Origin of the sequence: Janibacter sp. LM (genome assembly GCF_039631275.1) — a bacterium.
In the GTDB taxonomy this organism is placed as follows: Bacteria; Actinomycetota; Actinomycetes; order Actinomycetales; family Dermatophilaceae; genus Janibacter; species Janibacter terrae.
The window spans coordinates 95967-118555 of record NZ_JBDIVG010000006.1; the positions used below are offsets into that span (position 1 = coordinate 95967).

22 protein-coding genes are annotated in these 22589 nt (G+C 72.0%); 19 read left to right on the plus strand and 3 right to left on the minus strand.

What is annotated here, in order from left to right; genetic code table 11:
- Positions 1-690 (plus strand): thymidine kinase, encoded by a 690-nt coding sequence (locus tag ABC138_RS04240; protein WP_068324676.1) that lies wholly within the window; start codon positions 1-3, stop codon positions 688-690.
- Between the two features lie 10 nt (positions 691-700).
- Here ABC138_RS04240 and sepH read toward each other — a convergent pair whose 3' ends face one another.
- Entirely contained in the window at positions 701-1966 is a 1266-nt protein-coding gene (gene sepH / locus ABC138_RS04245) for a septation protein SepH (protein WP_068324674.1), read from the minus strand.
- Positions 1967-2058: 92 nt separating this feature from the next.
- Here sepH and ABC138_RS04250 point away from each other — a divergent pair, with 92 nt between their 5' ends.
- The 7 genes from ABC138_RS04250 (at position 2059) to ABC138_RS04280 (ending at position 6749) form a co-directional block, all read left to right on the plus strand.
- Entirely contained in the window at positions 2059-3168 is a 1110-nt protein-coding gene (locus ABC138_RS04250; RefSeq protein ID WP_068421856.1) for a ferrochelatase, read from the plus strand.
- 1 nt (position 3169) lies between these two features.
- Positions 3170-4030: an inositol monophosphatase family protein gene (locus ABC138_RS04255; protein ID WP_082817024.1), complete on the plus strand. Its 861-nt coding sequence runs from the start codon at positions 3170-3172 to the stop codon at positions 4028-4030.
- A 131-nt stretch (positions 4031-4161) separates the two neighbouring features.
- Positions 4162-4461, plus strand: a complete 300-nt coding sequence (locus ABC138_RS04260; RefSeq protein WP_068317285.1) for a DUF4193 domain-containing protein — start codon at positions 4162-4164, stop codon at positions 4459-4461.
- Positions 4462-4464: 3 nt separating this feature from the next.
- Complete coding sequence (gene dut, locus ABC138_RS04265; RefSeq protein ID WP_068324665.1) at positions 4465-4947, plus strand: dUTP diphosphatase; 483 nt, start codon at positions 4465-4467, stop codon at positions 4945-4947.
- A complete protein-coding gene (locus ABC138_RS04270) occupies positions 4947-5684 on the plus strand; it encodes a DUF3710 domain-containing protein (protein WP_068421855.1) in 738 nt (245 codons plus the stop codon). The genes dut and ABC138_RS04270 overlap by 1 nt, the downstream gene beginning before the upstream one ends.
- Positions 5684-6049, plus strand: a complete 366-nt coding sequence (locus tag ABC138_RS04275) for an OB-fold nucleic acid binding domain-containing protein (RefSeq protein WP_068324659.1) — start codon at positions 5684-5686, stop codon at positions 6047-6049. Before ABC138_RS04270 ends, ABC138_RS04275 begins: the two co-directional genes overlap by 1 nt.
- Positions 6042-6749, plus strand: coding sequence for a DUF3159 domain-containing protein (locus ABC138_RS04280; RefSeq protein WP_068421854.1), 708 nt, complete (start codon positions 6042-6044; stop codon positions 6747-6749). The genes ABC138_RS04275 and ABC138_RS04280 overlap by 8 nt, the downstream gene beginning before the upstream one ends.
- 3 nt (positions 6750-6752) lie before the next feature.
- On the opposite strand, the gene ABC138_RS04285 is transcribed toward ABC138_RS04280, so the two are convergent.
- Complete coding sequence (locus ABC138_RS04285) at positions 6753-7439, minus strand: TrkA family potassium uptake protein (protein ID WP_068324654.1); 687 nt, start codon at positions 7437-7439, stop codon at positions 6753-6755.
- The gene (locus tag ABC138_RS04290; RefSeq protein ID WP_068324651.1) at positions 7439-8104 is read right to left on the minus strand and encodes a TrkA family potassium uptake protein; all 666 of its coding nucleotides are present in this window, start codon (positions 8102-8104) and stop codon (positions 7439-7441) included. The genes ABC138_RS04285 and ABC138_RS04290 overlap by 1 nt, the downstream gene beginning before the upstream one ends.
- Positions 8105-8189: 85 nt before the next feature.
- Here ABC138_RS04290 and ABC138_RS04295 point away from each other — a divergent pair, with 85 nt between their 5' ends.
- From ABC138_RS04295 to ABC138_RS04345, 11 genes are all read left to right on the plus strand, one after another.
- Positions 8190-10151 (plus strand): APC family permease, encoded by a 1962-nt coding sequence (locus ABC138_RS04295; protein WP_068423076.1) that lies wholly within the window; start codon positions 8190-8192, stop codon positions 10149-10151.
- Positions 10148-11449: a TRAM domain-containing protein gene (locus ABC138_RS04300; protein WP_345912828.1), complete on the plus strand. Its 1302-nt coding sequence runs from the start codon at positions 10148-10150 to the stop codon at positions 11447-11449. The genes ABC138_RS04295 and ABC138_RS04300 overlap by 4 nt, the downstream gene beginning before the upstream one ends.
- 114 nt (positions 11450-11563) lie before the next feature.
- Positions 11564-14371: an aconitate hydratase gene (locus ABC138_RS04305; RefSeq protein WP_345912829.1), complete on the plus strand. Its 2808-nt coding sequence runs from the start codon at positions 11564-11566 to the stop codon at positions 14369-14371.
- Positions 14372-14450: 79 nt separating this feature from the next.
- Complete coding sequence (locus tag ABC138_RS04310; RefSeq protein ID WP_255218271.1) at positions 14451-14894, plus strand: hypothetical protein; 444 nt, start codon at positions 14451-14453, stop codon at positions 14892-14894.
- A 102-nt stretch (positions 14895-14996) separates the two neighbouring features.
- Positions 14997-16859 (plus strand): 1-deoxy-D-xylulose-5-phosphate synthase, encoded by a 1863-nt coding sequence (dxs, locus tag ABC138_RS04315; protein WP_068324642.1) that lies wholly within the window; start codon positions 14997-14999, stop codon positions 16857-16859.
- A 163-nt stretch (positions 16860-17022) separates the two neighbouring features.
- Positions 17023-18231: a substrate-binding domain-containing protein gene (locus ABC138_RS04320; RefSeq protein ID WP_068324638.1), complete on the plus strand. Its 1209-nt coding sequence runs from the start codon at positions 17023-17025 to the stop codon at positions 18229-18231.
- Positions 18228-18962: an ABC transporter ATP-binding protein gene (locus ABC138_RS04325; RefSeq protein ID WP_068324634.1), complete on the plus strand. Its 735-nt coding sequence runs from the start codon at positions 18228-18230 to the stop codon at positions 18960-18962. Before ABC138_RS04320 ends, ABC138_RS04325 begins: the two co-directional genes overlap by 4 nt.
- Positions 18959-19696 carry an ABC transporter ATP-binding protein gene (locus tag ABC138_RS04330; RefSeq protein ID WP_068324631.1) on the plus strand — a complete coding sequence of 246 codons (738 nt, stop codon included), beginning with the start codon at positions 18959-18961 and terminating at the stop codon, positions 19694-19696. The genes ABC138_RS04325 and ABC138_RS04330 overlap by 4 nt, the downstream gene beginning before the upstream one ends.
- On the plus strand, positions 19693-20577 hold the full coding sequence (locus tag ABC138_RS04335; protein WP_068324628.1) for a branched-chain amino acid ABC transporter permease: 885 nt from the start codon (positions 19693-19695) through the stop codon (positions 20575-20577). The genes ABC138_RS04330 and ABC138_RS04335 overlap by 4 nt, the downstream gene beginning before the upstream one ends.
- Positions 20574-21608 carry a branched-chain amino acid ABC transporter permease gene (locus tag ABC138_RS04340; RefSeq protein ID WP_068324625.1) on the plus strand — a complete coding sequence of 345 codons (1035 nt, stop codon included), beginning with the start codon at positions 20574-20576 and terminating at the stop codon, positions 21606-21608. The genes ABC138_RS04335 and ABC138_RS04340 overlap by 4 nt, the downstream gene beginning before the upstream one ends.
- Positions 21605-22534 (plus strand): alpha/beta fold hydrolase, encoded by a 930-nt coding sequence (locus tag ABC138_RS04345; protein WP_068324621.1) that lies wholly within the window; start codon positions 21605-21607, stop codon positions 22532-22534. The genes ABC138_RS04340 and ABC138_RS04345 overlap by 4 nt, the downstream gene beginning before the upstream one ends.
- Positions 22535-22589 lie beyond the last annotated feature (55 nt).

Genomic DNA, 22589 nt, shown 5'->3' on the forward strand with positions numbered 1-22589 from the left:
GTGGCCGAGCTGACCTTCTTCGCGGGGACGATGGACTGCGGCAAGTCGACCCTCGCGCTGCAGATGGACCACAACCACCGGGCCCGCGGACGCGTCGGGCTGGTCTTCACCCGGCTCGACCGCGCGGGGGAGGCCCGACTGTCCTCCCGGCTCGGGCTCGACGTCCCTGCGATCGAGGTCACCGAGGACCTCGACTTCTGGGAGACCGTCGTCGGGCACCTCACCGCAGGCGGTCGCGTGGACCACCTCATCTGCGACGAGGCGCAGTTCTACACGCCGGGTCAGGTCGAGCAGCTCGCCCGGGTCGTCGACGAGCTCGACATCGAGGTCTTCGCCTTCGGCATCACGAGCGACTTCCGCACCGAGCTCTTCCCCGGCAGCCGTCGGCTCATCGAGCTCGCGGACCGCACGCAGGCCCTGCAGGTCTCGGCGCTGTGCTGGTGCGGCCGCCGGGCGACGCACAACGCCCGGGTCGTCGACGGCGTCATGGTCGTCGAGGGCGACCAGGTGGTCGTCGGTGACACGGCCACGGTCGAGCCCGGGGCCGCGGAGCCGGAGGTCGAGTACGAGGTCCTCTGCCGCCGCCACCACATGCGCCGGATGAACTCCGTCGCCGCGCAGGCGGCCGCGCTCTCCGCCGATGTGCTGCCCTTCGACCTCGACGCCTGCCCGGTCCGGCCGCCGGGCTGACGAGCCGCGCTCAGTCGCGCGTCGTCCCGAACATCACGTCGTCCCAGCTCGGCACCCTCGGGCGTCCCTTGCGACCGCGCGCGCCCTTGCCCGCGTCGCTCGTGTCGTCGGCCGGCGCGTCGTCCCCGGACGTCGCCTCGGGCTGCGTCTTGGTCTTCGGCTCGGTGGTCTTCGGCTCGGTCTCCGGCTGCGCCTTCGCAGCAGCGGTCGCTGCCGGTTCCGCGACGGCCTCGGGCTCGGGCTCGGGTACGACCTCGGCCTCGGGCTCGGGATCCGCGGTCGGCATGGGCGTGGCCACCTGCTCCGGCTCGGCCTTCATCTCGGCGGCCGGGGCTTCCTCGTCGCGCTCCTCCGGCTCCGGCTCAGCGGCAGCGGGTGCGGGCGCGGGTGCGGGCGCGGCGGACGGGGCGAGGGTGGCCCCCTTCGCCTCCTCGAGGTCACGCGGGTGGGTGCCGCGTGCGGGCGGGGGGACCTCCTCGGCGGTCTCGAGCGGTAGCGGCTCCTCGGTGGACGTCGGTCCGGCCTCGGCGCGCGGTTTGCGCCGCCCGCCGCGACGACGGTTCTTGGCGCCCGAGTGCTCGCGCATCGAGGTGACGAGGTCGTCGGTGCCGACGCGGGTGGTGCGCTCGACCTTGGTCTCCTCGACCTCGACGTCGAAGACCGCGGTCGGTCGGTGCACGGCGGTCGGGACCGGGCCGGACGGGGTGTCGGCCTCGGAGAGCCACTTGGCCTCGTCGTTCCGGGCGACGACGCTCATGCCGGCGAGGTCGAACCACCACGTCGCCGTGCGCTCGCGACCGCCGGCGGCGAAGGTCGCGGACACCGTCCACTGGCCCTCCGCGTCGCGGGAGGCGTCCCACAGCACCGACGACGCCTCGACGCCGCGCCCGGTGAGCCGCGTCGCGGCGCGCTGCGCGAGCGTCTCGGGGGAGCCGGCCTGGTTGGTGCCGCGCAAGCGGACGGCCTGGGCGCGCGAGGCGACGTGCTCGCGCTCGGCGAGCACCGGACCCTCGAAGCGGGCGATCTTGTCCAGGTCCCACCCCGTGCGCGCGGAGACCTCGTCTGCGGAGGCGCCGGCCCGGATCATCGCCTGAACCTCGGCCGGGCGCACGTTGTTGTCGATGGCGATCTGCAGCTGACCCAGCCTGGGTCGGTCCCGCCGCGCGGCGGCACGCAGCGGCTCGTCGATCCGCAGCCGGAACTCCTCGCCGGTGTCGTCGGTCACGACGAGGTGCTCACCGTCGTCGTGCACCCCGATGAGTCGTAGGTCGCGCATCACAGATCCCTCTCGTCCAGCCGTACTGCCACGACTCTGCCACCTGCCCGGGGGGATCCGGCAACGCACACGCCGCGCGTTACCTTGTCTGCATGCCCAACGATTCCTCCGAGCACCCCCTCAGCCCCTATGACGGCGTGCTGCTCCAGTCCTTCGGTGGTCCGGAGGGGCCGGACGAGGTCCTGCCCTTCCTCCGCCGCGTCACGGCCGGGCGGGGTGTGCCCGACGAGCGCCTGGTCGAGGTGGGCTCCCACTACGAGCGCGTCGGCGGCGTCAGCCCGCTGCCCGCCCTCAACCGTCGGCTCGTCGCCGACCTGACCGCCGAGCTGGCGGCCCGCGAGTGCCCGCTGCCGGTCGTCCTCGGCAACCGCAACTCCGCCCCCTTCGTCACGGACGCGCTCGACGAGCTCCAGGCGAGGGGTGCCCGGCGGGTCCTCGTCGTGCCGACCAGTGCCTGGCGCAGCTACTCCTCCTGCCGCCAGTACCGCGAGGGCCTGGCCGACGCGGTCGACGGGAGGGACGGGCTCGTCCTGGACAAGGTCCGACCCTTCGGTGAGCTGCCGGGGTTCGTGGCGACCGTCGCGCGCGACACGGTCGCGGCGGCCCGCGCCGCGGTCGCCGACGTCGGTGCCGATGCCGTCGCCCTGCTCTACGTGACCCACTCCATCCCGGACGCGATGGACGAGACCTCCGGGCCGGGTGATGGTGACGGGCGCGCCTACTCGGGCGACCAGGCGGAGGCCGCCGCGGCGATCACCGCCGAGGTCGACGCGGTCCTCGGCACCGACCTGCCCGCGGGCCTCGCCTTCTGCTCGCGCTCGGGCTCCCCGCGCACCCCGTGGCTCGAGCCGGACGTCAACGACCGCCTGCGTGAGCTGGCCGACGAAGGGGTGCGCCACGTGGTCGTCGTGCCGATCGGCTTCGTCTCCGACCACATGGAGGTCACCCACGACCTCGACTTCGAGGCCGCCGCGACGGCCGAGGAGGTCGGCCTGGGCATGACCCGCGTCGCGACGCCGGGCACCGACCCCGCCTTCGTCGCCGGTCTCGTCGACGTGATGCTCGAGCGCGCGGCCCAGGCCCGCGGCGAGCAGCCGGTGCGAGCGACCTGGCGCGACCTCGACTCCCACCCGGCCGTCTGCCCCGTCGGGTGCTGCCCCAACCTGCGCGAGGCCCGCCCCGCGCTCTGCGGGTCGGACTGACGTGGACCGGCTGCCCGCCGGCGTCGACCCCGCCGAGCTCGCCGACATCGCCCTGAAGGTCGCCGTGGAGGCGGGTGTGCTCGTCGTCGACGACCGCCCCCGCGACCTCGGCGTCGCCGAGACCAAGTCCTCGGCGACCGACGTCGTCACGGTCATGGACCAGCGCAGCCAGGACCTGCTGCTGCGCCGGCTCGGGGAGCTGCGCCCGCAGGACGGCTTCCACGGTGAGGAGCGCGGCGCGCGGACCGGTACGTCCGGGATCACCTGGGTCGTCGACCCGATCGACGGCACGGTGAACTACCTCTACGAGATCCCTGCCTACTGCGTCTCCGTCGCCGCGGTCCTCGGCGACCCCTCGGTCGACGGGGCGTGGCGCCCGGTCGCCGGCGCCGTCGTCAACCCGCTGACGGGGGAGCGGTACACCGCCGCCCTCGGTGGGGGCGCGTGGCACCGTGTCGGGGACGGGCCGGCGCAGCGGCTCACGGTCGCCGACACCTCCCTCGACCAGGCGCTGTGCGGGACCGGCTTCGGCTACGACGCCGACCGACGGGCGTGGCAGGCCGCGGTGCTCACCCACGTCCTGCCGAGAGTGCGCGACATCCGCCGGATCGGCAGCGCCGCGCTCGACCTGTGCCGCGTGGCCGACGGGAGCCTCGACGTCCACTACGAGCGCGGTCTCAACCCCTGGGACATGGCCGCCGGGTGGCTCGTGGCGACCGAGGCCGGTGCGGTCGTCACCGACCTCGACGGTGGTCACCCGCGGGCGGGGTTCACGGTGGCCGGGCCGCCGGCCGCCCAGGGCTCGCTGCGCACCCTGCTGCGGTCCGCCGTGGAGCAGGTCGGACCCGAATCGGCCCGTTAGCGCGGAACGAGGTGGCGTCCCGCCGGTGGATGGGGCACAATCCGGCGCGCCGGGCACAAATTCAGCACCTGCTGCGTTGATGACGGCGCACGACCCACACTGCCCCGCTGACCCCCAAGGAATCAGGAGAGATGGCGACCGATTACGACGCCCCTCGCAAGACCGACGACGACCTGTCCGAGGACTCCATCGAGGAGCTCAAGTCCCGTCGCGGTGACGCGACCTCCGCAAACGTCGACGTCGACGAGACCGAGATGGCCGAAGGCTTCGAGCTGCCCGGCGCCGACCTCTCCGGTGAGGAGATGTCGGTGCGGGTCGTCCCGCGCCAGGCCGACGAGTTCACCTGCACGAGCTGCTTCCTCGTCCACCACCGCAGCCAGCTGGCGAGCGACGGCAAGAACGGCCCGGTCTGCACCGAGTGTGCTGCGTGACCCGTGGCTGACGGACCCCGTCAGGTCGCGGTACCGGTGCAGCTGCTGCACCGGCACGCCGTCGTGCCCGCGTACGCCAAGCACGGCGACGCGGGCGCGGACCTCAGCTCCGTCGCGGAGCTGACCCTCGAGCCCGGGGAGCGGGCCCTCGTGCCCACCGGGGTCGCGCTCGCGCTGCCCCACGGGTGGGTCGGCCTCGTGCACCCGCGCTCGGGACTGGCCGCGCGCCACGGGATCTCGGTCGCCAACGCCCCCGGGACCGTCGACTCCGGCTACCGGGGCGAGGTCCTCGTCAACCTCGTCAACCTCGACCCTCGGGAGTCCTTCACGGTGCGGGTCGGCGACCGGATCGCCCAGCTCGTGCTCCAGCAGGTGGGCGAAGGGGAGTTCCTCCCCCTCGATTCGCTTCCACCCAGCCCACGGGGCGAGACTGGACATGGATCAAGTGGGGGCTTCGGCCCACCCTCGAGGACAGGACGAGAGTGATGTTCGGGCGCAAGAAGAAGACTGCCGATGCCGACGTGGTGTCGACCGAGCAGGACACGACCACGCAGACCGCGGCCACGAGCGAGCCGGGGTCCTCGTCGCAGCCGCTGACGGCCGGTCCGCACGACATCTCCGACGTCGCTGACACGAGCACCCGGGTCGACCTGGGTGCCCTGCACCTGACGCCCGCGCCGGGCACCGAGCTGCGGCTCGAGGTCGACCAGAAGAACGACGAGGTCTCGGCCGCCCAGGTCGGCGACGACCACGGCGCCGTCCAGCTGCAGGTCTTCGCCGCCCCCCGCTCCTTCGGCATCTGGGACGAGATCCGCGAGGAGATCGCCGAGATGATCGGCGGCAACGGGGGCACCGTCGAGGAGGTCACCGGCCCCTTCGGCACCGAGCTGCGCGCCCGGCTGGCCCAGCCCGGACCCCAGGGACGCACCGTCTTCGCCCCGGTCGTCTTCGCCGGCGTCGACGGGCCGCGCTGGTTCCTGCGCGCCGTGTACTCCGGCGCCGCCGCGGTCGACGAGTCGGCCCGGGCGGCCCTCGACGAGGTCGTGCGATCGGTGGTCGTCGACCGCGGCGAGGAGCCGCGCGCACCGCGCGAGATGCTGCCCCTGACCATGCCGAGCACCCAGCGCGCGGCGCGCCCCGCCGCGGACGAGCCGGCCGACGCTCCCGTCGAGGACGACCTCAGGCCCTTCGAGCGCGGCCCCGAGATCACCGAGGTCCGCTGATGTCCACCCTGCTGCGACGACTGGTCGACCTCACCCGGTCCGACGACGACCTCGCGGCGGGGGAGCTGCGCGAGGCCGCCCACGCCCACGGCTGCCGGCCCATCACCGACGAGACCGACCGCGAGGTGGTCACCGTGGCGGGCACGATCACTGCCGTCACGCTGCGCCCGCGGGCCACGGTCCCGGCCCTCGTCGCCGACCTCTACGACGGGTCGCACACCGTGCAGCTCGTGTGGCTCGGACGACGCAGCATCCGGGGGATCGACCCGGGGGCCTACCTCAAGGCCAGCGGCCTCATCTGCCGTCCCGAGGGGGAGCCGACGATCTACAACCCCGCCTACGAGCTGCTGACCCACCATGGCTGAGAGCGCCGGCGTCTCGATGCCGGTGCACCCGACGGTCGAGGCACTCATCCGCCATCGCCTCGGCGAGGCGCTCGGGGGGTTGCGCGGCTCGATCGAGACCGCGTTGCCGATGCTCGTCTTCGTCATCGCCTGGGCCGCGACGACGGACCGCGCCATCTCGCTCGGCTCGGCCGGGGCCGTGACGGCGGTGCTCGCCATCGCCCGGCTCGTGCAGCGGCAGACGCTGCAGTTCGTCCTCGGCTCGCTCGTCGCGACCGGCCTCGCAGCCTTCTTCGCCCTGCGCTCGGGGCAGGCTGAGGACGCCTTCCTGCCCGGCATCCTCACCTCGTGCGCCTACCTCGTCGGCTCGCTGCTCTCGGTCGTCGTGCGGTGGCCGGTCGTCGGGATCATGGTCGGCGTGGCCGACCAGGCGGCCGTCGCCGCGGGCGACCCCTTCCGCTGGCGGCGCAGCGACGCCGCCGTGCGGGTCTGCACACGCCTGACGCTCGTGCTCGTCGCGGTCTACGTCATCCGCGTCGGGATCATGGGTCCGCTCTACCTCGCCGACAACCTCGCCGGGCTCACGGTGGCCAAGGTGCTCCTCGGCTGGCCCCTCTGGGCCGGAGCCGTGGCGGTCATGGGCGCGATGCTCCTCAAGGGACACACGCCGATCGACCCCGACGACGAGCTCGTCCAGCCGGTCGACGTCCGCCGCGCCTGACCCTCAGGGGGCAGGACGCCGGCGCGCCTTGGCGCCCGGCCGCAGCATCGCCTCGAGCTCCGGCTCGGCCTCGGCGGTCGTGAGGAGCAGCAGCTCGTCGTGCGCCTCGAGCGAGTCGTCCGCCGTCGGGCCGAAGGGCCGGCCGTCCCGGATGATCCCGACGAGCAGCGTGTCCGCCGGGAAGGTGATGTCGCCGACGCGCCGACCGACGTTGGGGTTGTCCGCCGGGAGGGTGATCTCGGTCATCGACGCGCTGCCCTGCTGGAAGTCGAAGATCCGCACGAGGTCTCCCACGCTGACGGCTTCCTCGACGAGCGCCGTCATCAGGCGCGGTGTCGAGACGGCGACGTCGACGCCCCAGGACTCGTCGAACATCCACTCGTTCTTCGGGTTGTTGACGCGCGCGACCGTGCGCGGCACGCCGAACTCGGTCTTGGCGAGCAGCGAGACGACGAGGTTGGCCTTGTCGTCACCGGTCGCGGCGACGACGACGTCGCAGCCCTGGATCTCGGCCTCCTGGAGGGTCGAGATCTCGCAGGCGTCCCCCGAGAGCCAGCTGGCCTGCGGCACCTTGGCGACCCGGGCCTCGTCGGCGTCCCGGTCGATGAGCAGGATGGCGTGGTCGTTCTCGAGCAGCTCCTTGGCGATGGAGCGGCCGACCGACCCGGCACCGACGATGGCGACGCGCATCAGATCTCCTCCGTGGGGGCGGCGTCGAGGACGCGCTCGACGTCGTGGACGCGATCACGTGGGATGACCAGGTGCACGAGGTCGCCTTCCTGGTGGACGGTCTCGGGCGAAGGGAGCATCCCCTCGCCGAGTCGGGTGATGTAGGCGACCCGCGACCCGGTCGCCTCCTCGAGCGAGGTGAGGCGGCGGCCGACCCACGCGGGGGAGACGTGGATCTCGGCGACGACGAGTCGCCCGGAGGCATCGGTCATCTCGGGGGCCTGGCCCTGGGGGAGCAGCCGGCGCAGCACCTGGTCGGCGGTCCACCGGACCGTCGCGACCGTGGGGATGCCGAGGCGCTGGTAGACCTGCGCGCGGTCCGGGTCGTAGATGCGCGCGACGACGTGCTCGACGCCGAAGGTCTCGCGGGCCACCCGGGCCGCGAGGATGTTGGAGTTGTCACCGCTGGAGACGGCGGCGAGGGCGTAGGCCTGCTCGACCCCCGCCTGGACCAGGGTGTCCCGGTCGAAGCCGACGCCGGCGACCCGGCGGCCGCTGAAGTCGCTGCCGAGGCGGCGGAAGGCCGCGGGGTCCTGGTCGACGACCGCGACGTCGTGCCCGATGCGTTCGAGTGAGCGGGCGAGCGAGGCGCCGACGCGGCCGCAGCCCATGATGACGAAGTGCACGGGACGACGGTACCCCCGGGAGCAGGCCTACACTCGCGTGGTGTCTTCCGGACGACTCATCAAGCGCGTCCTCGTCGGCCGCGCCATGCGCAGCGATCACCTCGGCGAGACCCTGCTCCCCAAGCGCCTTGCGCTCCCCGTCTTCGCCAGCGACGCGCTCAGCTCCGTCGCCTACGCCCCTGACGAGATCCTGCTGACCCTCGGCCTGGCCGGTGGGGCGCTGGCGATGACCCACTCGTGGCCCGTCGCGCTCGCCGTCGTCGCCGTCATGGTGGTCGTCGTCGCGAGCTACCGCCAGAACGTGCACGCCTACCCCTCCGGGGGCGGCGACTACGAGATCGCCAGCACCAACCTCGGCCCCCGGGCGGGTCTGACGGTCGCGAGCGCCCTCCTCGTCGACTACGTGCTCACGGTCGCGGTCTCGATCTCCTCGGGCGTGCAGAACGCCGCGGCCGCCTTCGCCTGGTTGCGTGGCCACGAGGTCCTGGCCGCCGTCGTCCTCATCGCGGCGCTCACCGCGATGAACCTGCGCGGCGTGCGCGAGTCCGGCACGGCCTTCGCCGTCCCCACCTACCTCTTCATGCTGTCGGTCCTCGCGATGGCCCTCGTCGGCATCGTGCGTCGCACGACCGGCACCCTACCGTCGGCCGAGAGCGCCTCCCTGACGCTGGCGCCCGAGCCGGGGATGGAGCAGCTGGGCACACTGGCGATGGCCTTCCTGCTGCTGCGTGCCTTCAGCTCCGGCGCGGCGGCCCTGACCGGTGTCGAGGCGATCAGCAACGGTGTCCCGGCCTTCCGCAAGCCCAAGAGCAAGAACGCGGCGACGACCCTGCTGCTCATGGGCGCCGTCTCGGTGACGATGCTGCTGTCGATGATCGCGCTCGCCAGGTGGACCGGCGTCAAGATCGCCGACGACCCGGCCCAGCAGCTGCTCCGGGACGGTGTGCCGGTCGGTGACGGCTACGAGCAGCACACGGTCATGGCCCAGGTCGCGACCGCCGTCTTCGACGGCTTCCCTGCGGGCGTCGTCATCGTCTCGATCGTCACCGGCCTGATCCTCGTGCTCGCCGCCAACACCGCCTTCAACGGCTTCCCCGTGCTCGGCTCGATCCTGGCGCGTGACGGCCTCCTGCCCAGGCAGCTGCACACCCGGGGCGACCGGCTCGCCTTCTCCAACGGCATCATCCTGCTCGCGGGCGCGGCGGGGTCCCTCGTCATCATCTTCGACGCCAGCGTCACCCGGCTCATCCAGCTGTACATCGTCGGTGTCTTCGTCTCCTTCACGCTCAGCCAGACCGGCATGGTGCGGCACTGGAACCGCCACCTGGCGGTCGAGAAGGACCGGGCAGAGCAGCGGGCGATGCTGCGCCGTCGGGCGATCAACGCCGTCGGTGCCGCGATGTCCGGCACGGTCCTCGTCGTCGTCATCCTCACGAAGTTCATGCACGGCGCCGGGTTCGCCATGGCGGCCATGGCCGTCCTCTTCGTCCTGATGAGCGCGATCAGCCGCCACTACCAGCACGTCAGGGAGGAGCTCGCCGTGCCGGAGGGGGACACCAAGCACCAGCTCCTCCCTTCGCGCGTCCACGCGATCGTCCTCGTGAGCACGATCCACCGGCCCACGCTCCGGGCGGTCGCCTACGCCTCCGCGACGCGCCCCTCCCGCCTCGAGGCGGTGACGGTCGACGTCGACCACGAGGCGACCAAGGCCCTGCAGGCCGAGTGGGACCGGCGGGGGATCCCCGTGCCGCTCAAGGCCCTCGACTCGCCGTACCGCGAGATCACCCGGCCGGTCGTGGACTACGTCAAGTCGATCCGCTCGGGCAACCCGCGTGACCTCGTCGTCGTCTACATCCCGCAGTACGTGCTCGGCCACTGGTGGGAGCAGGCCCTGCACAACCAGTCCGCGCTGCGGCTGCGCAGTCGGCTGATCTTCACCCCGGGTGTCATGGTGTCCTCGGTGCCCTGGCAGCTCGCGAGCTCCGAGGGTGCCGAGGACAAGATGGACGGCCCGGTGGCCGGCGACGTGCGACGAGGTGGACTGTGACGAGTGCGGACGAGCTCACGACGGGCGACGAGGTGGAGGTCGAGGTCGGGCCGGTGGCCCACGGCGGCCACTGCGTGGCGCGGTACGAGGGGCGGGTCGTCTTCGTGCGGCACTCCCTGCCCGGTGAGCGGGTGCGCATCCGGGTCACCGAAGGGGGGCCCGGCGACCGCTTCCTGCGCGCCGACGCCATCGAGGTCCTTCAGGCCTCGCCGCACCGGGTCCCGGTGCGCTGTCCCGTCGCCGGACCCGGTGGGTGCGGCGGCTGCGACTTCCAGCACGTCTCCACCGCGTACCAGCGCGAGCTCAAGGCCGACGTCGTCGCCGAGCAGCTGCGCCGCCTGGCGGGGGAGGAGCGCCCGGTCGTCGTCGAGCCCCTCGACGACGACGACGGGCTGCGCTACCGCACCCGGGTCGAGTTCGCGGTCGCCGACGGGGTGGTCGGCCTGCGCCGGCACCGCAGCCACGACGTCATCCCGGTGACCGGGTGCCCGATCGCCGTGCCGGACGTCGATGCGGCGCTCGCGGAGACCCTCGCCGAGCTCGCGGACGCCCCGTCGCAGCTGCGCGGCATCAGCGCCCTGGACGTCGTCGCGGCGTCGGGCGAGGCCGACACGGTCGTCGTCGAGGTGCCGGCGGACCAGCCGACGCCGCCCATCGACATCACCGAGGTCGTGCGCACCGACGCGGGGGAGCGCGCGATGGGCGTCGACGCCCGCGGCTTCTGGCAGGTCCACCGCGACGCCCCGCGCGCCTTCGTCGAGGCCGTCCTCGCCGCGGCCGGTGTCCGCGAGGGCGAGCGCGTGCTCGACCTCTACAGCGGCGTCGGCCTCTTCTCCGTCCCCCTCGCCGAGGCCGTCGGCCGGGACGGCCAGCTCGTCGCCGTCGAGTCCGACCGGCGCGCGGTGGACCACCTGCGCGACAACCTCGCCGGCCACCCCTGGGCGCTCGTCGTGCCGGGCCGGGTGGACGACCTGCTCGGTGTGGCCCGCAAGGGCCGCCGTCGCGGGCCGCGGCGCCCGGCGCGCTCCGACCTGCTGCCGCCGAGCGCGGACGTCATCGTCCTCGACCCGCCCCGGACGGGGGCCGGCCGCGAGGTCGTCGCCGCGCTCACCTCCCTTCGTCCCCGTCGCCTGGTCTACGTGGCCTGCGACCCGGCGGCGCTCGCCCGCGACACCGCCTACCTTGCCGACCTCGGCTACGACCTGGTGGGCCTGCGGGCCCTCGACGCCTTCCCCATGACCCACCACGTCGAGTGCATCGCGACCTTCGAGACGAAGGGGGAGGACGCGCAGCCGTGACGTGCGGCCGGGTTTGCGCAAGAGTGGCAGGGAGCGGCGGGCGGTCCCCGGCCCGTCGGAGCCCTGTGATAGTTTTATCTTGACGTCAAGATAACCACGACAGAGGAGTCGACTGTGGCCAGTGCGAACACCTTCAACGCCAAGGACCAGCTCACCGTCGGTGACGAGTCCTACGAGATCTACCGGATCGACGCCGTCGAGGGGTCCAAGGACCTGCCCTACAGCCTCAAGGTCCTGCTGGAGAACCAGCTGCGGACCGAGGACGGCGAGAACGTCACCGCCGATCACATCAACGCGCTCGGCTCCTGGGACAAGGACGCCCAGCCCAGCACCGAGATCCAGTTCACGCCCGCCCGCGTGATCATGCAGGACTTCACCGGCGTGCCCTGCGTCGTCGACCTGGCCACCATGCGCGAGGCCGTCGCCGAGCTCGGTGGCGACCCGACGAAGATCAACCCGCTCGCGCCCGCGGAGCTGGTCATCGACCACTCTGTGCAGATCGACGAGTTCGGCACCGCCGGGGCCTTCGCGCACAACGTCGACCTCGAGTACGAGCGCAACAACGAGCGTTACCAGTTCCTGCGCTGGGGCCAGACCGCCTTCGACGACTTCAAGGTCGTCCCCCCGGGTACCGGCATCGTCCACCAGGTCAACATCGAGCACCTGGCCCGCGTCACGATGACCCGTGACGGCATCGCCTACCCCGACACCTGCGTCGGCACCGACTCGCACACGACGATGGAGAACGGCCTGGGCGTCCTCGGCTGGGGCGTCGGCGGCATCGAGGCCGAGGCCGCGATGCTCGGCCAGCCGGTCTCCATGCTCATCCCGCGCGTCGTCGGCTTCAAGCTCTCCGGGGCCATCCCGGCCGGCGCGACCGCCACCGACGTCGTCCTCACGATCACCGAGATGCTGCGTGAGCACGGCGTCGTCGGCAAGTTCGTCGAGTTCTACGGCGAGGGCGTCGCGGAGGTGCCGCTCGCCAACCGCGCCACCATCGGCAACATGAGCCCCGAGTTCGGCTCCACCGCCGCGATGTTCCCCATCGACGACGTCACCCTCGAGTACCTGCGCCTCACCGGCCGCTCCGAGCAGCAGGTCGCGCTCGTCGAGGCCTACGCCAAGGCGCAGGGCATGTGGCTCGACCCGGCCGTCGAGCCGCGCTTCTCCGAGTACCTCGAGCTGGACCTGTCGACGGTCGTCCCGTCGATCGCCGGCCCGAAGCGCCCACAGGACCGCATCGCGGTCACCGACGCCAAGCAGCAGTTCCGCGGCGACCTGAAGAACTACGTCGTCGACGGCAACGGCATCGAGAAGTCCTCGGTCGACCAGGAGCTGCGCGACACCTTCCCGGCCTCCGACTCGCCGAGCCACGACGCGCTCGAGGCCTCCGAGAGCGCCGGCCACCCGTCGCGCTCGGAGCCGCGCACCAACGGTGACCGGGCCACCAACCCGACGAAGGCCGTCATCGGCGGCACCGAGGTCGAGATCGACCACGGTCACGTCGTCATCGCCTCGATCACGAGCTGCACCAACACGTCCAACCCCTCGGTGATGATGGCGGCCGCGATGCTCGCCAAGAACGCCGTCGAGCGCGGCCTGCAGGTCAAGCCGTGGGTCAAGACGTCGATGGCGCCCGGCTCCAAGGTCGTCACCTCGTACTACGAGAAGGCTGGCATGTGGCCCTACCTCGAGAAGCTGGGCTACCACCTCGTCGGCTACGGCTGCACGACCTGCATCGGCAACTCGGGCCCGATCATCGAGGAGGTCTCCGAGGCGGTCAACGCCAACGACCTCGCGGTGACCTCGGTCCTCTCGGGCAACCGCAACTTCGAGGGGCGCATCAACCCCGACGTGAAGATGAACTACCTCGCGTCGCCGCCGCTCGTCATCGCCTACGCCCTCGCCGGCACGATGGACTTCGACTTCGAGACCGAGGCCCTGGGCCAGGACCCCGAGGGCAAGGACGTCTTCCTGCGTGACCTCTGGCCGGCCCCGGCCGACGTCCAGGGCGTCATCGACGAGGCCGTCAACCAGGAAATGTTCGTCGAGAAGTACGCCGACGTCTTCGCCGGTGACGAGCGCTGGACCTCGCTGGAGACCCCGGAGGGCAACACCTTCGAGTGGGCGCAGGAGTCGACGTACGTGCGCAAGCCCCCGTACTTCGACGGGATGACCAAGGAGGTCGACGCGGTCGAGGACATCTCGGGTGCGCGCGTGCTCGCCAAGCTCGGCGACTCGGTCACGACCGACCACATCAGCCCGGCCGGCGCGATCAAGGCCGACAGCCCGGCGGGCGTCTACCTCGCCGAGCACGGTGTCGAGCGCAAGGACTTCAACTCGTACGGCTCGCGCCGTGGCAACCACGAGGTGATGATCCGCGGCACCTTCGCCAACATCCGCCTGAAGAACCTGCTGCTCGACGGCGTCGAGGGTGGCTTCACCCGCGACTTCCTGAACGGTGGCGAGCAGACGACGATCTTCGAGGCCTCCGAGAAGTACATCGAGGCCGGCGTCCCGCTCGTCGTCCTCGCGGGCAAGGAGTACGGCTCCGGCTCCTCGCGTGACTGGGCCGCCAAGGGCACCCGCCTGCTCGGCGTCCGCGCCGTCATCGCCGAGTCCTACGAGCGCATCCACCGCTCCAACCTCATCGGCATGGGCGTCATCCCGCTCCAGTTCCCGGAGGGCCAGAACGCCGACTCGCTCGGCCTGGACGGCACCGAGACCTTCGACTTCACGGGCATCACCGAGCTGAACAACGGCTCGACCCCGAAGACCGTCAAGGTCACGGCGACCAAGGGCGATGCGGACGGGAGTGCTGTGACCTTCGATGCCGTCGTGCGCATCGACACCCCCGGCGAGGCGGACTACTACCGCAACGGCGGCATCCTGCAGTACGTGCTGCGCTCGCTCGTCGGCTGACGAGGCGCGCACGGCGAAGGGGGACGTCCATCGGGCGTCCCCCTTCGTCATGTCGCCACGACGGCGTACACTCGAACACATGTTCGATCAGCAGGTGCGTCCGCCCGTGCGGACCGCGCTGCCCGGGTCACCCGGCGCGCAGACCGCCGCGGCCGGGACGAAGGGGGGACCGCCCGGCTGGCCGGACCGGGTCCCGCCGCCCGGCGTCCGCGGGTGGCAGCCGGCGATCACCTCGTGGCTGCTCGACCTCTGCCCGTCCGAGTACCGCGGTCACGCCGTCCTGCGTCGGCACCCGGTCGCCCTGGCCTGGCTCGCCGAGCTGCACGTCCAGGCGCAGGTCGAGGCGATGCGGCAGGCGTACCGGACGGTCCGCGTCGACCTCGCCGAGGTGCTGCCCGACGGCACCGTCGACGCCCTGCTCGTCTGCCTCGAGCACGAGGGGCTGCGGCTGCGCTCGGCGCAGCGCTCGATCGTCCTCGTCCGGGAGGCGCTCGACGGCAACGTCTTCGTCGAGCGGTTGTGACCCCCTTCGTCCGATGCGGTGACAGGCTGGGCAGGTCACAGCCACTACCCAGCCCACGAGACGTAGACTCGGGCGGTCCCCGACACCGGAAGGAAGCCCAGCGTGGCAGTCCTCGAGACGATCACCTCACCCGCAGACCTCAAGCGGGTCCCCGCGGAGCTGCTCGACACCCTCGCGGAGGAGATCCGGGCCTTCCTCGTCGCCGAGGTCTCGCGCAGCGGTGGCCACCTCGGGCCCAACCTCGGGGTCGTCGAGCTGACGATGGCGATCCACCGGGTCTTCGACTCCCCGCACGACACGGTCGTCTTCGACACCGGTCACCAGACCTACGTGCACAAGCTGCTCACCGGCCGCCAGGACTTCGCCGCGCTGCGCACGCGCGGCGGGATCTCCGGGTACCCGAGTCGCGCCGAGTCCGAGCACGACGTCGTGGAGAACAGCCACGCCTCGACCGCGCTGTCGTGGGCCGAGGGCATCGCCACGGGTTACCGCCTGCGCGGCGAGGAGCGCCACGCGGTGGCCGTCATCGGCGACGGCGCACTCACCGGCGGCATGGCCTGGGAGGCGCTGAACAACATCGCCGCGGACAAGGACCTGCCGCTCGTCATCGTCGTCAACGACAACGAGCGCTCCTACGCCCCGACGATCGGCGGGCTCGCCGACCACCTGGCGATGCTACGCACCAACCGCCAGTACGAGCAGGTGCTCGACTGGGGCAAGGACCGGCTCAACCGCACCCCCGTCGTCGGCCGCGCGGTCTACCAGGCCTTCCACTCGATGAAGAAGGGCGCCAAGGACTTCTGGGCTCCGCAGGGGATGTTCGAGGACCTCGGCATCAAGTACCTCGGGCCGGTCGACGGCCACGACGAGCCGGCCGTCGAGCAGGCGCTGCGCCGGGCGCGGGCCTTCGGCGGGCCGGTGCTCGTGCACGTCATCACCCAGAAGGGGCGCGGCTACGAGCACGCGGTGGGCGACGTCGCCGACCAGTTCCACGCCGTCGGCAAGATCAACCCCGAGACGGGCCTCCCGCTGGAGATCGCCGGCAGGTCGTGGACCGACGAGTTCAGCGACGAGATGGTCGCGCTCGGCGCGGAGCGGCCCGATGTCGTCGCGATCACGGCGGCGATGATGATGCCGGTCGGGCTGCAGCCCTTCGCCGACGCCTACCCGGAGCGGATCTTCGACGTCGGGATCGCCGAGCAGCACGCGGCGACGATGTCCGCCGGCCTGGCCTACGCCGGCATGCACCCGGTCGTCGCGATCTACTCGACCTTCCTCAACCGCGCCTTCGACCAGCTCCTCATGGACTGCGCGATGCACCGGGCCGGGGTCACCTTCGTCCTCGACCGCTCGGGCGTCACCGGCCCGGACGGTGCGAGCCACCACGGCATGTGGGACATGTCCCTCGTCGCCCTCGTGCCCGGCCTGCGCCTCGCGGCGCCGCGCGACGGGTCCCAGGTCCGCCGCGCCCTGCGCGAGGCGGTCGGCGTCGAGGACGGGCCGACGGTGATCCGCTTCCCCAAGGGGAGCGTCGCCGCCCCGCTCGAGGCGATCGCCACGGTCGACGGCCTCGACGTCCTCGCCGGCGACCTCTCCGTCGACCCCGAGGTGCTCATCGTGTCGGTGGGCTCCATGGCCGGGACGGCGACCACCGTCGCCGAGAAGCTCGCCGCCGAGGACCACCCGACCCTCGTCGTCGACCCGCGCTGGGTGCTGCCGGTGCCCGACGCCGTCGTCGAGCTGGCTCGCCGCGCCGGTCGCGTCGCGGTCATCGAGGACAACAACGTCGCGGGCGGGGTGGGGGCCGAGGTGGCGCGGGCGCTCGACGAGGCGGGGGTGGCCGTGCCGGTCCACCGCTTCGGGCTGCCCAAGGAGTTCATCCACCACGCCTCCCGGGCCCAGGTGCTCGAGTCCGTCGGGCTCACCCCCGACCCGATCGTCGAGCGGTTGCGCAGCCACCTCTGAGGTGAGGGGGCATGGCCCCGCAGGACACCCCCTTCGCCCGAATGTGGTCTGACCTCACACACCTCGCTCGGGCTCCGACGGCTTGACTTCCCTCACCGGTCGGACGTCAACGGTTCTCGTTGCAGCAAAGGCGCGAGCGTCCGCCGGAGGTGGAGGTCTTCCCATGTCGACGAAGCGTTGGAGTCTTGCCCTCGCGGGCGCAGCCCTGAGCCTGTCCGTTGCCGCGTGCGGCACCCCCGGTCAGGCGGGAGGTGGCGGGGCGGAGGGTGACGGAGGCGCGGACGGGCCCCACAAGGTGGGCCTCGTCTACAGCAAGTCCGGGCCGCTCGCCCCCTACGGCGCGCAGTACAAGGCCGCCTTCGAGGTGGGCCTGGACTACGCCACCGACGGGACCGGCGAGGTCGGCGGGCAGAAGATCGAGATCACCGAGAAGGACGACGCGGGTGACCCGGCCAAGGCCGTCTCCGCCGTCACCGACCTCATCGGCCAGGACAACGAGATCATCGCCGGCTCGACCGCCTCGGGCGTCGCCCTGCAGGTCGCGCCGCTCGCCCAGGACAACAAGACCCTCTTCATCTCCGGGCCCGCCGCGGCCGACGCGGTCACCGGGGCCAACGACTACACCTTCCGCTCGGGCCGGCAGACCTACCAGGACGTCGCGACGGCCGGCACGATGCTCGGCGACGTCAAGGGCAAGCGGGTCACCGTCCTCGCCCAGGACAGCGCCTTCGGCACCGCCAACATCGACGCCGTCAAGAGCGTGCTCGGGACGAAGGGGGCGAAGGTCACCGCGATCGAGGCGCCGGCCGGCGCGAAGGACTTCACGCCCTACGCGACGAAGATCAAGAGCCAGAAGCCGGACCTGCTCTTCGTCGCCTGGGCCGGTGACAACGCGACCTCGATGTGGGGCACGCTCTCGCAGCAGGGTGTCTTCGACACGACGAAGGTCGTGACGGGCCTCGACATCAAGGCGACCCACGCGCTCTTCGGCGAGGCCGGGACCAAGATCGACTTCCTCTCGCACTTCTTCGCCGGCGCGGCGGACAACGAGGCGTACACCGCGCTCGAGGAGGGCCTGAAGGAGGACGGCGAGGAGGTCGACCTCTTCAGCACCGACGGCTTCGTGGCCGCGCAGATGGTCGTCCGGGCGCTCGAGGAGGGCGACGGTGACGTCGACAAGATGGTCTCCTCGCTCGAGGGCTGGAAGTTCGAGGGACCCAAGGGGCAGATGGAGATCCGTCCCGAGGACCACGCGATGCTGCAGCCGATGTTCACCGTCTCGCTGAAGAAGGAGGGCAAGCAGTTCGTGCCCGAGCTCGGCGAGACCATCGACGCAGCCGACGTGGCCCCGCCCGTCGCGACGAAGAAGTGATCGCCGCCACCGACGTCGGGTGGCGGGTCGGAGGGGCACGGATCCTCGAGGGCATCACCCTCGGCGTCGGGGCCGGTGAGCTGCTCGGCATCATCGGCCCCAACGGCGCCGGGAAGTCCTCGCTCGTCAACATCCTCTCCGGCGTCACCCGACCCACCGAAGGACGGGTCACGCTCGGGGAGCAGGACGTCACCCGGCTCAGCTCCACCCGCCGCGCGCGGCGCGGGCTGGCCCGGTCCTTCCAGACTTCGGCGCTCTTCGACGGGCTGAGCGCTCACGAGAACGTGCGCCTGGCGATCCAGGCGTCGGGCGCCGCGCCGTTCTCCCCCTTCCGGCCCGCGGGCTCGGTGGGCGGGGAGCGGATCGCGGAGCTGCTGACCCTGGTGCGGATGCCGGGCAAGGAGACGGTCCTGGCCCGCGACCTGTCGCACGGAGACCGGCGCAAGCTCGAGCTCGCGATGGCCCTCGCCTCCGAGCCGAGCGTCCTGCTGCTCGACGAACCGATGGCGGGGGTCTCGGCCGAGGACGTCGACGGGCTCACCGAGATCATCGGTGAGGTCAGGGACAGCGGGGTCGCCGTCGCCATGGTCGAGCACCACATGCACGTCGTGCTCGGCCTGGCCGACCGGGTCGCCGTCCTGCACCACGGACAGCTCCTCGCCGTCGGCAGCCCCACGGAGGTCACCTCCGACGACCGCGTGCAAGAGGCCTACCTGGGAGAAGCGCTGTGACCGACACCGACACGACGGGACCGAGAGCGGTCCTCGCCGTCGACGACCTGCACGTCCGCTACGGCGGCTCGCACATCCTCCAGGGCGTCTCCTTCGAGGTGCCGTCGACCGGCGTCACCGCCCTGCTCGGGCGCAACGGCGTGGGCAAGACGACGACGCTCAAGGCGATCCTCGGGCTCGCCCCGCGCACGGGTCGGATCGCCCTGCAGGGGACCGAGATCCAAGGACGGGCCACGACCCGGATCGTGCGCGACGGCATCGGCTACGTGCCCGAGGACCGCGAGGTCTTCGGCGGGCTGACCGTCGAGGAGAACCTGCGCCTCGTCGAGCCCGCTCTCGGCACCGACGCGCCCATCGTCCAACGGCTCTTCCCCGACCTGGTGGCGCGTCGCGCGCAGCGCGCCGGCACGCTCTCGGGGGGACAGCAGCAGATGGTCTCGCTCGCGCGGGTCCTGCTGCGGGACAACCGGTTGCTGCTCATCGACGAGCCGACCAAGGGCCTGGCGCCCAAGCTCGTCACCGAGGTCGCCGACGTCCTGGCGGAGGTCGGGCGGCAGACGCCGATCCTCCTCGTCGAGCAGAACCTGCCGCTCGTGCGGCGGATCGCGGACACGGTCGTCGTCCTCGACGCCGGGGTGGTCGTCCACACGGGGTCGGCGGCCGAGCTCGTCGCCGACCAGGAGCTGACGCGCGAGCTGCTCGGCGTCTCGATGCGACGGGAGGGTGTGGCATGAGCGAGTTCACCCTGATCCTCGCGACCGGTCTCGGGCTGGGCGCGCTGTACTTCCTGGCGGCCAGTGGCCTGAGCCTGATCTACGGCCTCATGGGCGTGCTCAACTTCGCCCACAGCGCCTTCATGATGGCCGGCTCGTACGCTGGCTGGGAGACGATGCAGCGGCTGCCTGAGAGCATGTCGACCTCGCTGCGCCTCGGCGTCGCGGTCCTCGTCGCGCTCGTCGTCGGCGCCCTCATCGGCGTCGTCGTCGAGGTCTGCCTCATCCGGCCGCTCTACAAGCACCACATCCAGCAGGTGCTCGTCACCGTCGGTCTCTCCCTCGCGGCGGTCGCCGCTGCGCAGGCGGTCTGGGGCGCGGACCCCAAGGCGATCGACAAGCCCGGCTGGATGGCCGCCACGACCGACCTCGGCGGGGCACGCCTGCCCAACGACCGGCTGCTCTTCGTCGTCATCGCCATCGCCGTCTTCGTCGGGCTGCTCGCGCTGCTGAAGTACACGCGGCTCGGCCTGATCATCCGGGCCGGTGTCGAGAACCGCACGATGGTCGAGGCGCTCGGCATCAACGTGCGCACGACCTTCACCATCGTCTTCGCGATGGGTGGGGCGGCCGCCGCACTGGCGGGCATCCTGTACTCGCAGTACGCGGGCTCGGTCTCGCCCGCCCAGGGCGGGTCGCTGCTCATCTACGCCTTCATCGTCGTCGTCATCGGCGGCATGGGCTCGCTCGTCGGGACCGCGGTCGCCGCCGTCGCCGTGGGCCTGGTGCAGCAGCTCGCGAACTACTACGCCGTGAGCGGCGTCGGCGACCTCTCGGTCGTGCTGCTCCTCGCCCTCGTCCTGCTCCTCCGTCCCGCATCGCTGAAGGGTGGTCACGGATGAGCTCCCGGTCCCTGGTCAAGGCCCTGCCGGGTCTGGTCCTCCTCCTGGTCCTCCTCGTCCTGCCCTACGTCAGCGCGACCATCCCCGGAGTCCTGCCGGGGCGGGTCAACGGACCGGGCTCGCTGCAGCTGCTCTCCGTCTGCTTCGTCATCGCGGGCATCGCCCTGAGCTACGACGTGATCTTCGGGCGCACGGGGCTGCTGAGCTTCGGTCACGCGCTCTTCGTCGCGGCGGGCAGCTACCTGCTGACCATCTCGCTGTCGTCGTGGTCGCTCCCGCTGCCGCTCGCGATCCTCGTCGCGCTCGGTGTCACGACGCTGCTGGCGCTCGTCGTCGGGGGCATCGCGCTGCGGGTCGGTGGCATCGCCTTCGCGATGGTCACGCTGGCCTTCGCCCAGGCGGCGTCGATCATCGTGCTGCGCAACCCTGGCGATGTCACGGGTGGCGAGGAGGGGCTGGCACTCAACCGCGAGGCGATCCCCGCGATGCTCGTCGGGGTGCAGAACGCGCCCTACCGCTACTGGCTCGCCCTCGGGTTCGTCGTCCTCGCCTGGGTCCTCGTGGCGCTGCTCGTGCGCTCACGGGCCGGGCACGCGATGGCCGCGGTCCGGGAGAACGAGGCCCGCGCGGCCGTCCTCGGTTACGAGGTCTACCGCGTCAAGCTGCTCGCGATCGTCGTCGGGGCCTTCATCGGCGGCCTCGGGGGAGTGGTCCACGCGATCGTCCTCGGCGGCTCGAGCCCGCACGTCACGACGACCGAGTTCACCCTCTCGCTGCTGCTCATGGTCGTGCTCGGCGGCGCGGGCAAGATGTGGGGTGCGGTCGTGGGAGGGTTCCTCTACCACTACGCCGACGCCCGACTCGTCGAGCTCAGCGGGTCCACGATCCTCGGTAGGCTGCCCGACCTCGTCCAGCGACTGCTGGGGGAGCCGCTCTTCATCCTCGGCATCCTCTTCGTCGCGATCGTGTACTTCGCGCCGCAGGGCATCACGGGCCTGGGAGCGCGGCTGCTCCGGCGGGAGCGGGCATGAGCACCGCGGCGAGCTTCGTCATCGAGCTGCCGGTCGGCAGCCTCGCGATCCACGACCTCACCGTCGGGACCGCCCGGCCCGGGGCGCCCGTCGTCCTGCTCGTCCACGGCATCACGGCCAACGGCCTGTCGTGGCGACGGGTGGCCGACGAGCTGCACCACCGTCACGGGGCGGGGGCCGTGCGGGTCCTCGCCCCGGACCTGAGGGGGCGGGCGGCGAGCCGCGAGGCGCCGGGGCCGTACGGGCTGGCGACCCACGCCGCCGACCTACGCACGGTCATCGGTGTCTTCGGTGCCCATCCGGTGCTCGTAGGGCACTCCATGGGCGGCTTCGTCGCGGCGCTCGCCGCCGCCGCGGACCCCGACCTGTACCGCTCGCTCGTCCTCGTCGACGGCGGTCTGGCCTTCCCGCCGCCACCGGACCTGGACATCGACGCGGCGCTGACGGCCGTCATCGGTCCAGCGATGGCGAGGCTGTCGATGCGCTTCGCCGACGAGGCGGCGCACCTGGGGTTCTGGCGCCAGCACCCGGCCCTCGGCGCGCTGCTGGCCGGCGGCCCGGTCGCCGACGCCGTCCGGCGCTACCTCGACCACGACCTCGTCCCCGCTCCCGACGCACCGGGGCAGTGGATGAGCTCGTGCCTCCTCGAGGCCGTCCGCGCCGACGGTGCCGACGTCCTCACCGACGAGGCCGCGCACTCGGCCGCCGCCCGCGCGGTCGCGGCGGGCCTGCCCGTCGAGCTCGTCTGGGCGCACCGCGGCCTGTTCGACGAGCCACAGGGGCTCTACGACGAAGGGAGGATCGACGCCCTTCGGCTGCCACCGGAGATCGCGGTGCACGGTGTCGACGCCAACCACTACGACGTCATCCTCCGTGGTGACGGTCTGGCGGCCGTCGTCGACGCGATCGACCGGGGCCTGGCCTGAGCGCACCCCCCCCGCTCTGCACGACAAACCTCGCCTTCGCAAGAGTTTCAAACTC